This is a genomic window from Streptomyces sp. NPDC032198 (assembly GCF_040636975.1).
Lineage (GTDB): Bacteria > Actinomycetota > Actinomycetes > Streptomycetales > Streptomycetaceae > Streptomyces.
On the sequence record NZ_JBEZVL010000003.1, the window covers coordinates 262,927 to 276,627 of the forward strand.

Annotated in this window: 11 protein-coding genes and 1 tRNA gene; 3 read left to right on the forward strand and 9 right to left on the reverse strand. The window is 71.6% G+C overall.

Annotated features, from left to right (window positions below):
- Positions 1-163 precede the first annotated feature (163 nt).
- The 5 genes from AB0E78_RS09315 to AB0E78_RS09335 form a co-directional block, all read right to left on the reverse strand.
- Complete coding sequence (locus tag AB0E78_RS09315) at positions 164-1,354, reverse strand: ribonuclease inhibitor (RefSeq protein WP_361829928.1); 1,191 nt, start codon at positions 1,352-1,354, stop codon at positions 164-166.
- Positions 1,351-2,781, reverse strand: a complete 1,431-nt coding sequence (locus tag AB0E78_RS09320; protein ID WP_361829930.1) for an SDR family NAD(P)-dependent oxidoreductase — start codon at positions 2,779-2,781, stop codon at positions 1,351-1,353. Before AB0E78_RS09320 ends, AB0E78_RS09315 begins: the two co-directional genes overlap by 4 nt.
- Before the next feature lie 22 nt (positions 2,782-2,803).
- Positions 2,804-2,875, reverse strand: a tRNA-Gly gene (locus AB0E78_RS09325).
- Between the two features lie 1,021 nt (positions 2,876-3,896).
- Positions 3,897-4,136, reverse strand: a complete 240-nt coding sequence (locus AB0E78_RS09330; RefSeq protein WP_160508634.1) for a WhiB family transcriptional regulator — start codon at positions 4,134-4,136, stop codon at positions 3,897-3,899.
- A 201-nt stretch (positions 4,137-4,337) separates the two neighbouring features.
- Entirely contained in the window at positions 4,338-5,132 is a 795-nt protein-coding gene (locus tag AB0E78_RS09335) for a VOC family protein (protein ID WP_361829932.1), read from the reverse strand.
- Positions 5,133-5,385: 253 nt separating this feature from the next.
- Between AB0E78_RS09335 and AB0E78_RS09340 the strand changes: the two genes are divergently transcribed.
- The gene (locus tag AB0E78_RS09340; protein ID WP_361829934.1) at positions 5,386-6,612 is read left to right on the forward strand and encodes a glycoside hydrolase family 64 protein; all 1,227 of its coding nucleotides are present in this window, start codon (positions 5,386-5,388) and stop codon (positions 6,610-6,612) included.
- A 106-nt stretch (positions 6,613-6,718) separates the two neighbouring features.
- On the opposite strand, the gene AB0E78_RS09345 is transcribed toward AB0E78_RS09340, so the two are convergent.
- The 3 genes from AB0E78_RS09345 to AB0E78_RS09355 form a co-directional block, all read right to left on the reverse strand.
- Positions 6,719-6,961, reverse strand: coding sequence for a chaplin (locus tag AB0E78_RS09345; RefSeq protein WP_361829936.1), 243 nt, complete (start codon positions 6,959-6,961; stop codon positions 6,719-6,721).
- Positions 6,962-7,194: 233 nt separating this feature from the next.
- Positions 7,195-8,214: a LacI family DNA-binding transcriptional regulator gene (locus tag AB0E78_RS09350; protein ID WP_361829938.1), complete on the reverse strand. Its 1,020-nt coding sequence runs from the start codon at positions 8,212-8,214 to the stop codon at positions 7,195-7,197.
- A gap of 83 nt (positions 8,215-8,297) precedes the next feature.
- The gene (locus tag AB0E78_RS09355; RefSeq protein WP_361829940.1) at positions 8,298-9,899 is read right to left on the reverse strand and encodes a GMC family oxidoreductase N-terminal domain-containing protein; all 1,602 of its coding nucleotides are present in this window, start codon (positions 9,897-9,899) and stop codon (positions 8,298-8,300) included.
- Positions 9,900-10,569: 670 nt separating this feature from the next.
- Between AB0E78_RS09355 and AB0E78_RS09360 the strand changes: the two genes are divergently transcribed.
- Both AB0E78_RS09360 and AB0E78_RS09365 read left to right on the forward strand, forming a co-directional pair.
- Positions 10,570-10,875, forward strand: coding sequence for a hypothetical protein (locus AB0E78_RS09360; protein WP_361829941.1), 306 nt, complete (start codon positions 10,570-10,572; stop codon positions 10,873-10,875).
- Between the two features lie 110 nt (positions 10,876-10,985).
- Positions 10,986-12,620 carry a HEAT repeat domain-containing protein gene (locus AB0E78_RS09365; protein ID WP_361829942.1) on the forward strand — a complete coding sequence of 545 codons (1,635 nt, stop codon included), beginning with the start codon at positions 10,986-10,988 and terminating at the stop codon, positions 12,618-12,620.
- On the opposite strand, the gene AB0E78_RS09370 is transcribed toward AB0E78_RS09365, so the two are convergent.
- The gene (locus AB0E78_RS09370; RefSeq protein WP_361829944.1) at positions 12,617-13,678 is read right to left on the reverse strand and encodes a multicopper oxidase domain-containing protein; all 1,062 of its coding nucleotides are present in this window, start codon (positions 13,676-13,678) and stop codon (positions 12,617-12,619) included. The two genes, AB0E78_RS09365 and AB0E78_RS09370, sit on opposite strands and share 4 nt — an antisense overlap.
- Positions 13,679-13,701: the final 23 nt, after the last annotated feature.

Sequence of the window (13,701 nt, forward strand, 5' to 3'; positions counted from 1 at the left end):
CGGATCGTACCCTCCGCGGGTTTTCAGGAGTGAGTCTTCCGGTGGACGAGGAAGGCGAGGGCCGCCAGAACAGCGCTGCATACTGCGGCAATTGCTCCGAGCAGGCTCAACTTCGTCAGTTTTCGATGCGCCCTCCCCTATTGGTGTCCCCGGCCGGGCGTCGTCAGCGATGCACGCTGCGCACGGCTGCGACATCCGCCGGGACGGCCGGTCCGTCGATCTCCGCGGCGAACGCCGCGAGGCGACGCTTGATGCTCGCCGCGATGCCCTGGCCCAGGACGAAGCGGGTGGGCGTGAGTGCGCGGGCGGCGGTGTCCAGCAGCCGGTGGGCCTCGCGGCTGCGCAGGCCGGTGTGGCTGAGCACCAGGTGCGCCAGGCGGTGCTCGACGGCGGCCAGGCTCTCGGCGATGGCCGTGGCCGCCGCGTCGTCGACGTGGTTGTCCGCCGCGCCGAGCGTCCCCGCGGCGCGCACCCGGCCGAGGTCGAGCAGCTCCACCCCGGCGGACACGGCGGCCGCGACCAGCCGGGCGGCGGCCCGCGGCCCGATGCCGTTGCTGGCGACGGCGAGGCGTTCCAGCGCACCGCGTGGCGCACGCTCCAGCGCCCGCGCGAGCAGCGACGCACCCCCGTCACCCAACTGCGCTGCCGATACGTATAGTTCACGCACTCCACCCAGGGAGATCAGTTCGCCCAGCGGGGCAGCGCCGTCCGGGCCGAGCGGATTGCCGCCCAGGAAGACCCGCTCGACGCGCCGCCCGGTGTCGGCCGCGGCGAGCAGTGCGTCGGCGAGGGCCGCGGTTCCGGCCGCGTCGAGTCCGGTCTGGACGAGGTCGAGGGTGCGCAACGTACGTACGGATTCGATCAGTTCGGTGGCTGCGGCACCTCCCTGCGGGCCCAGCGGATTGCGTTTGAGCCAGACGCCGGTCACGACCTGCGGCGAGGCCCGCAGCTGGTCCGCGATACGGCAGGCGCCGCCGGCGGTGATGCCGTTGCAGCCCAGGTAGAGCGTCTCGACGCCTGTGGGGCCCGCCTCACCGGTCGTGGCCGCCGCCGCGAGCGCCGCTCCCTCGTCGCCCAAGCCGTCCGTGCCGAGCAGCAAGTGGCGTACGGCGGGCCGCTGTTCGGCGGATCCCCGCAGCGCATCGGCCACCAGCGCGGCACCCTCCGCTCCCAGCGACTGCTTGCACAGGTCGAGCCGCCCGTCCGGCAGTACCGTCCCGGCCGCGAAGTCGAGACGCTCCCCCGCCGGACGTCCGCCCCGCAACCAGTAGAGGAGGGGGGTCAGTTCGGCGACAGGGCGTGGGGCGACCCTGGGCACACCCGCGAACTCTCTCGTGTCGTCAGCGGTGTTCACCACTCGGCCTCCCGGTAGTCCTTGAGGAAGACCCCGGAGACCGGCGCGCCCGCCTCGCCCCGCACGATGGGGTCATAGATCCGGGCCGCGCCGTCCACCACGTCCAGGGGCGTGCGGAAGCCCTTACCGGCGATGCGGTCCTTCCGCGGGGCCGGGTTCTCATCGGTGATCCAGCCGGTGTCGACGGCACACATGTGCACACCGCGCTCGGCGAGTTCGGCCGCGCTCGTGCGCGTGAGCATGTTCAGGGCGGCCTTGGCCATGTTCGTGTGCGGATGCCCGGCCGTCTTGTTCCGCACCGCGAAGCGGCCCTCGACCGCCGTGACGTTGACGATGTACGTGCGGGGGCGCGGCGAGGCGAGCAGGAGGGGCAGCAGCCGGTCGCAGAGCAGCGCCGGGGCGAAGGCGTTGACCAGCTGGGTCTCCAGGACCTCGGCGGGGTCGAGGTCGCCGAGCCGGGCGGACCAGGAGTTCTCCGGCGAGGGGTCGCGCAGCAGGCCCGCCTCGTCGGTGACGGGCAGGAGGCCGGCGACGCGCAGGACGTCGGGCTCGGGCACGAGCTCGGACTCGGGCAGGAGCTCGGACTCGCGCAAAGCGTCGTCTTCAGGCAGGACCAGGGCGAGCGCGCCCCGCGCGGCGCCCTCATCCCGCGCCCCCATCGGCCGGAACCCGGGCGCGCCGCGCGCTCCTGCGGGCAGCTCCGGCCACTCCCCCGCCGCGAGCGCCGCGTACGCCTCGGGCGGCCGTCGTACCGTCTGGGCCGCGTTGTTGACGAGGATGTCCAGCGGCTCCCCCTCCTGCCGCAACTGCGCGCACAGGCCGAGCACTTGACGCGGGTCACGGAGGTCGACGGCGAGCACGGTGAGCCGGTCGAGCCACTTCTCGCTGCCCGGCACCGCGCGGAAGCGGCGCTCCGTGTCGTGCGGGAAGCGGCTGGTGACCAGGAGCTCGACGCCGTCGCGCAGCATCATCAGGGCCAGCTGGAAGCCGATCTTCACGCGGCCCCCGGTGAGCAGCGCACGGCGCCCGCTCAGGTCGGTGGCGAGCGCGCGCCGGGAACGGTTGTCGGCGGCGCAGTCGGGACAGAGCCGGTGGTAGAAGGAGTCGACCTGTCGATACGACGCCTTGCAGACGTAGCAGGGCCGGGGGCGCACGAAGACCCCTGCCGCCCCCTCGGCGACCAGCGGCGTATCCTCACGGCGGTCGTCGGCCCCGGTGGCGGTGGCGGCCATCACGGCCGCGTCGGCGGCGGAGAGTTCGGCCCCGCGTGCCTTCCGCCTGCGCAGCCGTCCGTCCCGGGCGAAGGACGCGGCGACCTGCTCGGCCCGCAGCCGCACCGGGTCGTCGACCGGCAGCTCGCGGAGCCTGCCGACCACGTCGTGGAACACGGCGAGGTCCGCCTCGCTGATCCCGCCGCTCTCAGTCATCCGTCCCGCCCCACCCGTACCGTGGTCCCGACCGGATTCGAACCGGCGTATCCGCCATGGCATAGCGGCGAGTCTGCCTCTGCTCTACAGGACCCCGCACACGTGCCGACCAGGAGACTCCGGTCCGCCCGTGATCCCGGATCGTAACCGCGCGAGGACCCGTGTGCCGAACGGATTTACGACCGTCCGCCCCGGTGCAACGGTGGGCACGGAGTGGAACCCATGGCTCAGCCCCATGAATGGATGTTCTACGAGGTCATGTGGCGCGGCTGGGCGGCACGGGCCCAGGTGCCCCATCCCGTGCCGTGGTGGGCGCAGGCCGCCTTCCGGCGCTGGCGCGACGACTTCGACTCGGGAACGTACGAATCCAGGGAGGCCGCCTTCGCCTCCAACGCCCTGTACCGCTACTGGCACATGGTGGGCGTCGAGGATCACCGCCAGGACTCCCTGATCGGTCAGGCGGGCGAGATCGAGCCGGTCTACGACAAGTACTGCCTGTCCTTCTTCTTCTCCTCGCCGTCGACCGGCGCCGTCCGCCTTCCGCAGCTCACCGACGCCGGAGCGGTCGGCCAGCGCATGGAGGCGCCTCATCTGCCGGTGGTTCTGACGACGTTCCGCACCGCCGACGGCACCGAGTTCGTGCAGCGGACCTTCGGGACGGCCATCGGCCCCCGGCAGCGGGACCTCGTCGTGACCCGGCTGACCGTGGGCAGCGCGACCGGGCGCCCGCGCGACGGCTGGCTGTGCGCGGCCGTCATGCCCGCGGGGCCGAGCGGCTTCCAGCGGCACGACCGCAACGGCCGCCAGATCACCGACCGGCGCCTGACGTTGCTGCGTCATCTGCCCGACGAAGGGCGGGTGGAGACCAACACCGGCTGGGGCCCGGTGTTCGACACGCCTCCCGAGCAGTACGGCGCGTACGGCAACCCGGACTTCTCGTACGACCCGGGCTCCTATCTGTGGCTCCTATCTGACCCGCAACCCGTTCCACGACCTCGTCACGCCCGCGCGGGTGCGGTACGTCTACCCGTGCCGGTTCGGCCTGAGGTGGGCCATGCCCGAGGTGGGTGCGACCGCGCACGCCTGAAGTGCGCGGTCGCGTACCCGTTATGGGCTCAGGTGCGTCTGAGGCTGAGCCGCTCCTTCTCCGAGAGACCGCCCCAGACGCCGAACCGCTCGTCGTGGGCCAGGGCGTACTCGAGACACGCGGGGCGCATCTCGCAGAGCTGGCAGATGTACTTGGCCTCGCGCACCGAGCTGCCCGGTTCGGGGAAGAAGAACTCGGATCCTGTCTGGGCGCACAGGGCCTGCTCCTGCCAGGCGAGTTCCGGCTCGGCTGTCATGTCGATCTGCATGCCACCGATGCTGGCAGGGCGCGCGAAACAGGGGATCAACGAACGATCAACGCCATGACATGCGCTGTTTCGGGGCACCTTCGGCTTGCCCGCGGGGGGCATGGCGAAACGTCGCGAGTGCGTTCAGATGCTGGACGGAGGAGGCCGGGGCCGTCGCTGCCTCGGCCTCCCCGCGCCGCCCTCAGCCGCCGCTCACCGCCCTCAGCCGCTGCTCGGCGTCTCCGGCTGCATCAGCGCGAACCGCGCCCCGGACGGATCGGCGAGCTTGGCGAAGCTGCCGACGCCCGCGAGGTCCATGCGCGGCACCCGCACCGTGCCCCCGGACGGCTCGGCCTTGGCGAGCACCGCGTCGATGTCGGTCACCTGGAAGTACGGAGTCCAGTACGGCCCGGCCTCGGCTTCCTCCGGGGCGTCGGCCAGCGGCCACAGGCCACCGAACATGTCGTTCGCGGTGCCGTCGGCGGGGTGCACCATCGTGTACGAACCGCCCTCGAAGGCCTGGGTCGTGCTGCCCCAGCCGAACACCGAGCCGTAGAACTCCTGGGCCGCCGTGATGTCCGGGGTGCAGAGCTCGGTCCAGCACATGCTGTTCGGGGCGTCGACCAGGTCAAGACCCTTGTTCGTGCCCGGCTGCCACACGGCGAAGCCGACGCCTTGGGCGTCCTTGAGGACCGCCATGCGGCCGAGGTCGCCGACGTCCATGGCCTCGTACACCGTGCTGCCGCCGGCCTGCTCGACCGCCTTCGCCGTCGCGTCGGCGTCCGTCGTCTTGAAGTAGATCGTCCAGGCCGGAGCCGCCTGGTCGGCGGTGACGGTCATGCCGCCCGCCACGGTCTTGCCGTCCGCCTGATACATGCCGTATCCACCGAATTCCGTGCCGCCCGACTGGAACTCCCAGCCGAAGAGCGCGCGGTAGAAGGCGTGGGCGCCTTCCAGATCCGGGGTGCCGAGGTCCACCCACGTCGGGGCACCCACGACATATCGGGTATTGAGCATGATCGACTCCTTTGTCGCATCCTCTTCCGTCCTGCCGAGTCTCCCACCCGGCACTGACAGTGCGCGCACGCTGCCACCTTGTGAAGGAAACAAGATTCTGAGAGCGCTCTCAGTCACAACTCTTGACGGTCGAATTCGCCGACGCGACAGTGGTCGCACCGCACGGCCAACACCCCCCACGGCCGCGTGACATCCCCCCACACACACCCCACCGCCGCCTGGCATCCCCCACACACATCCCGGGAGACCTTCCGTGATTTCGCGCCGCGTGTTCCTGTCCACTGCCGCCGCTGCCACCGGAGCCCTCACCTATCCCGTCTGGGGAAGCGCGCTCAGCCCCGGGGCCAAGGCAGCCCCCGCGACCTGTGAACTCGCCCTCCAGAACAAGTCGTTGCCCGGCCAGGTGCGGGCCTACGTCACCGGACACGAGCAGGGCACCGACCGCTGGGTCCTGCTCAAGCCCGACGGGGGCGTCTACCGGCCCGACTCGCCGTCGGCCCCGCAGACTCCGCTGCCCGTCGACTGCGCGATTCCGCTCGGCGCGGCGGGTTCGGCACCGAAGGTCCTGACCCTGCCTCACATGTACGGAGCCCGCGTCTACTTCGTACGGGACGACAAGCTGGACTTCTTCCTGAACCCCGGCCCTTCGCTGGTCGAGCCCGCCTTCGCGACCAAGGAGGACGCCAACTACGGGCGCACCTGGTCGTTCTGCGAATTCACCTTCAACAGCTCGCAGTTGTACGCCAACATCAGCTACGTGGACCTCGTCACGGCCCTCCCCATCGGCCTGACCCTGGAGGGCGACGCCACGCACACCGTGGCCCCTCTGCCGGACGGCGCCGTGGGCAAGATAGCCGCCGACCTCGTCGCCCAGGGCCAGAAGGACGGGCAGCCCTGGGGCGATCTGGTCATCCGCGGGGACGGCGGGGACGTACTCCGGGTCATCTCGCCGCAGAATCTCATGGCCCCGTACTTCGACCGCCCCAACGAGATGCCGTTCCGCGACGTCTGGAACAGCTACATCGACCAGGTGTGGGACAAGTACCGGAGCACCGACCTGAAGATCGACCTGCAGGGCGGCCGGGGCGTGTTCACGGGCCGGGTCAGCGGCGACACGCTGACGTTCAACGGCGGGCACACCTTCCCGAAGCCGACGTCGAAGGACATCTTCACCTGCAACCACGGGCCCTTCACCAACAACCCCGGCGACCCGGACGACAAGAAGGGCCTGCTCGCGCGGCTCGCGGCGGGGTTCAACCGGAGCATCATGCTGACGCACCCCGAGCAGCCGAACGGGGCCGGCGCCGGGGATTACTACAAGGGTGACGTGACCAACCACTGGGCCCGCGTGGTGCACGCGAACTCGCCCATCGGGTACGCGTTCCCGTACGACGATGTCCGGCCGGACGGCGAGCCCGACGTGTCCGGGGCGGCGCACGACGGGAACCCGCGCCGCTTCACGGTGACCGTCGGCTCCTGACGTCCGGGCTCGGTCCTCCCCCTCCCGGCCCTCCCCCTCCCGTGCCTCCCACGAACGCCGCCCCGTCGCGCGCTGGTCGCGACGGGGCGGTGTGCCGTCCGCAGACTTACTGGCAGTTGTTGTTCGATGCCGGGTTGAGGAGACCGACGACGTTGATCGAGTCGCCGCACGCGTTGACGGGGATGTCGACGGGGACCTGCAGGAGGTTGCCGCTGAGTACGCCCGGCGAATTCGTAGCCGTGCCCTCGGCGTAGGCGCCGGGGTCGGGGTCGGCGACGGCGGAGCCGGCCCCGCCGATGACGGTGACCGCGGCGAAGGTCGCTGCTGCCAGGATCGCGCGCTTGCGCATGGTGTTACCTCCGTTGAAGGGAACTGCTGAAGCGAGCCTCACCCGGCGGTGGTGCGACAAAAACACCGGTGGGCCGTGCGGGGGAACGAGGGCACCCGTTCGTGGGACGGGGCGGCTGAACGGGGGAGCCCCTCGGCCCGGGGGCGGCGGTAGGGCATCGCCCTCCTACGCCGACCGCCCTCCTACGCCGACCGACCCCCTACTTCGACCCACCCCTTACGCCGACCGACTCCTTACGCCGACCCTCTCCGCACCAGCTCCGTCGGCAGGACCACGCTCTCCGTCGGCAGCTCGCCCCGCGCCAGCAGCATGCGGGCCATCAGTCGGCCCATCTCCTCGATGTCCTGGCGCACCGTGGTCAGCGGTGGGTCCACCTGTTCGGCCACCGCCAGCATGTCGTCGAAGCCCACCACCGCCACGTCCTCCGGCACCCGCCTGCCCCGCTCCCGGAGCACCCGGAGCGCGCCCGACGCCGTCAGGTCGTTGGCGGCGAAGACGGCGTCCAGGTCGGGCACGCGGTCCAGGAGCTCGCGCATCGCGCGCTCGCCGCCCGCCGGGGTGAAGTCACCCTGCGCGACGAACCTCTCCCCCGCCTCCGGCAGGACGTCCCGGAACCCGTCGAGGCGGTCCACCGCCGACGTCTGGTCCAGCGCGCCAGTGATGTGCGCGACGCGGGTGCGGCCCAGCGAGAGCAGGTGGCGGACGGCGTCCCGCGCCCCGCCGCGGTTGTCGCAGTCGACGTACGGGGATGTCACCGTGCCGTCCGGCCACCCCGGACGGCCGCCGAACACCGTCGGAACGCCCGCGCCCTGAATGATGCCGGGCAGCGGATCGTCCATGTGCAGGGAGAAGACGAGGGCACCGTCCACGTGGCCACCCGCCAGATAGCGGCCAACCCGCTCGTGATCGTCCCGCCCCTCCGTGAGCAGCAGCACGAGCTGGACGTCGTGCGACGTCAACTCCTTGCTGATGCCGCGCAGTTGCAGGGCGAAGAACGGGTCGGCGAACACCCGCGTCTCCGGTTCGGCGATCACCACGGCGACCGCGTCGTGGCGGCGGGTCACCAGACTGCGGGCGGCGCGGTTCGGCACGTAACCGAGTTCGTCGACCGCACGTCTGACCTTCTCGGCGAGCACCTCGCGTACCCCCGTGTCGCCGTTGACGACGCGGGACACCGTGGCCCGGGAGACTCCGGCTCGGGCGGCCACGGCCTCCAGTGTGGGGCGCGGGGCGGCGCTCGGCGGCTCGGTCACGTGGGGCTCCTCGGGGGCGGCTGGCTGGTGCGCCGGTCAGGATACGACCGGAGGTCAGGACGGTGAGCTGCCCCCTGCCCGCGTCACCTCCGCGCGTCCGCCCTGATCAGCTCGGCCGCCTTCTCCGCGATCGCCACCGTGGGGGCGTGCGTGTGGCCGCGCGTGATCCGCGGCATGACCGAGGCGTCCACGACCCGCAGCGCCGTCACGCCCCGCACCCGCAGGGCCGGGTCCGTGACCGAGGCGTCGTCGCTGCCCATCCGGCAGGTGCCGACCGGATGGTAGAGCGTCTCGGATGCCGCGCGGATCGTCCGCGCGAGGGTCGCGTCGTCGACCGTGCCCGGATGCGGCGCGAGCGGCCCCGACGTGTACGGAGCGAGGGCGCGCCCCGCGAGGATGTCCTCCGCGCGGCGCACCCCGGCGACGAGCGTGCGGATGTCGGCGTCCGCCGTCAGATAGCCAGGGTCGATGAAGGGCGGGGTGCCGACTCCCGGGCCCTTCGGCGTGATCCGGCCCTCGCTCTCCGGCTGGAGCAGCACCACGCCGATCGTGATGCCGTGTTCGACGGGCGGGGTCAGGCCGTGGTTGACGAAGGGGACGGGGGCGTAGACCAACTCGATGTCGGGGGCCTGGAGTTCGGGCCTCGTCTTGATGAAGGCGACGGCCTCGCCGACGTTCGACGTGAGCGGGCCTCGGCCGCGCAGCAGGAAGCGGCCGACGTTGGCGAGGGAGTCCGCGCCGGTCAGCGTGACGGGCTCCGGGCAGCGCATGGTGATCGCGTAGGCGAGGTGGTCCTGGAGGTGGCGGCCCACGCCCCGGGACTCGATGCGCGGTTCGATGCCCACCTTCGCGAGGTCGTCCGGGTCGCCGATGCCGGAGGCCTGGAGGAGCTGCGGGGAGCCGATGGTGCCCGCGCTGAGGATCACCTCGCGGCGGGCGATCAGCTTTCCGGGGACACCGTCGGCGATGACTCCCGCCACGCGCGTGCCGTCCAACTCCAGCCTGCGGACGCGCGACTCGGTCAGAACGTGCAGGTTGCGGCGCCGCCTTGCCGGTTTCAGATAGCCGTCGGCCGCGCTCCACCGGCGCCCGCGGCGCTGGTTGACCGGGGTGAGCGCGAAGCCGCTGTGGTCGGGCCCGTTCAATTCCGTCAGCTCGCACAGGCCCGCCTCGCGGCAGGCGTCCAGGAACGCGACGGTGGTCGGGTTGACGGCGCGGGGCGGCGAGATCCAGAGCGGCCCGTCACTTCCGAACGAGCTGCCGGACCCGCCGGACCTGCCGGACCCGCCCGTCCACCGCTCAGCACGCCGGAAGTACGGTTCGAACGCGTCGTAGGACCACTCGGGCCCCGCGGCCTCGCCCCAGGCGTCGTAGTCGTCCCGGTGGCCACGCACCCACATCATGGCGTTCATCGAGGAGCAGCCGCCCAGCGCGTGGCCGCGCGGCCAGTACAGTTCGCGGCCGTCGAGCGCGGACTGCTTCGCGGTGGAGTAGTCCCAGTCGTAGGGCGTCTTGAACAGCTTCGGGAAGGCCGCCGGGATGCGGATCTCAGGCTTCCGGTCGCGTGGCCCCGACTCGACGAGCGCCACCCGCACCGCGGGGTCCTCGGAGAGCCGCGCGGCGAGGACGCATCCCGCTGAACCGGCACCGACGATGACGTAGTCGTACACGCTGTCCTTGCTCAACTCGACTCCCTTGAATGGCAGTTCACGGAGGGATGCACACAGGGGACGTACCGGTGCGGCGCATGGATGAGGCGTACAAGGAGTACACCCAACGTGGACCTCTGGGTAAAGGGATGGCGCGAGGATCGGCCTGTCCTGCACGAGCTCCACATGACGACCAGAAAGGGTGACGCCGAACACGGCACACGGCAGCGCACGCGGCACGGCAGTCAGCCAAGCACTCAGCCGTCCGCGCAGCCCCACGCGCCTCCCAGCACGCAGAAGACACCGCTCACCCCTTACGTACGGCTGCCCCGTCGCCACCACGACCGCCCTGTCGCGCACAGCACCGTGGACGCCTTCGGCAGACCCACTGGCTCCTCACCGCGCACGGACCGAGGCCCGGACGTGGCGCGATGAAGCCGTACGACGCGGGGAGGTTCGGCCGTATACCCCCGGACTACTGGTCGGGCTGAGCGCCGGGACACCTGCCGAGTCGATCGCGCATCGCGACCGGTCCAGCTCGCCGTCGTTACCGAGCCGATCGCGGGTCGACCCCCAGATTTAGTCGCGCACGCGTCAAGCGGACATGCGATCTCTTCACATTTCCCACGCCAGCTGCACGGCTCAAGGTGGCATCGTTGATCGACTGGTGGGCCGGACACTCCGCGTCCGCATTGGGGGGACTTTCGTGCGTACTCGTACTGCCGCAGCTTCGGCCGTTCTGATCCTGTGCACCGTGATGGGCTCGGCGGCCTGCTCGTCATCCTCGGACGGCAGCCCGTCTTCGGGCACCTCGGCCAAGGACGAGCAGGGGGAGAGCCGGCGCCAGGCGAACAGAGTCGCCCCGGATGCCGATCCCTCGGCCTGCGAGACTTCCAGCGAGAAGATCCCGGAAGACTGCGCCGTCGACATGGACGTAGCCGAGATGGACGAGGCAACCCCCGCCACGGAGCCGCCTGCGACGAATGCGACGTGGGCGCCCTCGACGAAGTGACCGCACCGATGACGGGCCCCGGCTCGACGGGGGAACGTCGGAGTCGGCAGGGCAGCCCGCTCGCCAGCAGCGCGCTCGGCGTGTGACGCGGAGAACTTAGGCTGTCCCGCATGTTCAAGGAGCGGAGAGCGCGCAAGCAGGCGGAGCTGCACGAGGGGCTGGCCGCCGGGCTGCGGGACCCGGACGTGGAGGTCCGGCGGAAGGCGGCGGACACCGCGGCGGTGAGCGCCGATCCGCGGTGGGCCCTGCGTGAGCTGGCGCAGGCGGTCGAGCGCGAGCCGTGGACGGAGGAGTTCCACGAGACGGTGGTGGACGGCTTCGCCGCCGCGCTGCGCCGCGAGGATCCGGTCCGCGAACGTACGGAACGAATCTTCGCGGCGCATCTCGACGACCCCGAAGGCTTCATACGGGCCTGGACCGGGCTGACGGCGGAGCTCGGCGGCGCCCCTGCCCCGCGGGAGGTCCCCGCCGACCTGCGCGACGACATGCGAGCCCGCCTCGCCACCCTGCGGGACAGAGGCTGGACGGCGCAGGGTCTTTCCGGCCTCGGCCGGCCGGACGCCTTCGCACGCGAGTTGGCGTTCGACCTCGCGATCCTGCTGGCGTCCCTCGTGCTGCGCCGGAACAGGCCGCTCCCCGCGGAGGAGGCGGACCGGGTCCGCGGCGAGGCGCGGGCCACCCTGGAGAAGGCGCTGCCCCACGCGCCGGGCAGCCCGGAACGGGCGGCGCTCCTGGGCCCGTTCCCGCGGAATCCGGAGGTGGGGTCGTGGACCGACCGCGCGCGTGCGGGCCTGCGCGCCGACGAGGCACTGGCGCTCTGCGCGAGCGAGAAGCCGGAGTCGGTGACACTCGGCACGGAAGCTCTGGCCAAGCTGCTCTTCGGCGAGGCGGTCCGGCGTGACCAGGTGCTTGAGACACTCGACCGCCTCCTCACTGCCCCGAACGCCGCTCAGGAACCCTCACCGGATACCGCACCGAATACCGCACCGGGCGCCGCGCACAACGCCCCACCGAACTCCGGCCGGGACCGCGCCCGCCCGACCGCATCGCCGGGCCCGGACCCTTTCCTCCTGAGCCGGATCCTGGACTGCTACAGCAACCTGCACGCGATGCTCCCCCTGGACCCCCCGCCCCTGGACCTCTTCCTGGAGGGTCTTCGCCACCCCGACCCCGGCGTCCGCGCCTCCGCCGCCGAAGGCCTCGACCCGATCGCGCCGGGCTCCCCCGCGGAGGGCCGGGCGGTGGAGGGACTCGTCGGCCTCCTGGAGCACGACCCTGAGATCTCGGTCCGCCGTCACGCCGCGACCGCTCTGCGGTGGCTGGAGTACGGCGAGGACCGTCACGCGCGCGTCGGCGCCGCTGCCCTGGAGCGCCAGGCGGACGCCGCCGACCCGGAGATCCGGGCGCACAGCGTCGCCGACGCCCTGCGGCGCGGCGCCCCGGACGCGTACGACCGCTTCCTTGCCGAGCTCGAATCCCCTTACGTCCACGGCCAGTTGCTGGCCGGGCTGATGAACGCGCCCACGGGCTCCGGTTTCACCCTGCCCTCTCGCTCCGTGCGCAAGACGCTCATCGAACGTCTCGAAGCCCTGCGCGACTCCGGCTGGGCCGACCGGGACGCGCCCGGCGCCGCGGGCCCGGCGAGCCCGAGCCCTGACTCGGCCCGCCCGAACGTGGAGGTCCTGACCGCCGCCGACCGGGCCGAGCTGCTCTGCGACCTCATCGAGGCCCTGCGCGACCTCTAGCCGTGGTCGTGGTGGCCCGCCCCGGATTCCCCGGAGTCCGCCGACTTCTTCGCGTCCCCCGAGGACTTCTTCGCGTCTCCGGAGGGTTCCTTCATCGCCCCCGCCGCGTGATGCGGCTCGTAGTCCGGGATCGTCCCGTCGGCCTTCTTCACCAGGAAGAGCCCCGCCATCCCCATGTCGGAGTGGCTCTGCACATGGCAGTGGTACATCCAGGCGCCCGCCCCCACCCCCTCCCCCGCGATGACCTGGAAGCCGAAGGAGTCCCCCGGCCCGGTGATCTTGTCGTCGAGGATCTGGCTCGGGTCGTCGGGGCCGGTCAGCAGGCCCGTGCGGTTGTCCGCCCAGCGGTGACCGTGGACGTGGAACGTGTGGTAGTACTCGCCGTGCGTGATCGAGACGAACTCGACCCGATCGCCCACCGTGGCCTCGAAGTTGGGGGCATCGTGGCCCGCCTTGTTGTTGATCGTCATGTCGTTGAAGACGATCGTGAAGGTCTTGTCCGGCAGCAGGTCGCCCTTGCGGCGCACGATCAGCGCACCGTAGAGGCCCTTGCGCACGCCGCCCGTCCCGTGGTCGGTGCCGACGACGTGGTCGTGGTAGTGCCAGTAGCCCGCGGTCCCGGGGCGCCAGGTGCCGTCCTTGCGGCGGCCCGGCGCGTGGGTGCGCCAGGTGTAGGTCCGCTTGCCGCCCGGCTCGACGTGGCTCTTGGTGTGCCGGGTGCCGTCGCTGGATATCTCGTAGTCCATGCCGTGCACGTGCAGGCTGGCGTCGACGTCCGTCGTGTTCTCGAACTCGATGTGCAGGGTGTCGCCCTCGTTCAGCTCGATGAGCGGGCCGGGGATGGACGCCTTGCCCTTCTCCAGGCCGTAGCCCATCTGCCCGTCCGGCAGCCTCTCGGCGTACATCTTGATGCGGCGCACCTCGCCGCCCGCGGGGGCGGTCTTCGGCCCTTCGGCCGTGCTCGCCTCGGGCGCGGCGGCCAGCGACAACGATGTCACCCCCGCCGTCGCGGCCACCCCGCCCACGAGCATCCGCCGGTTGAAGCTGCGTCGGTCCATGCCGAACTCCCCACTGCGGTACG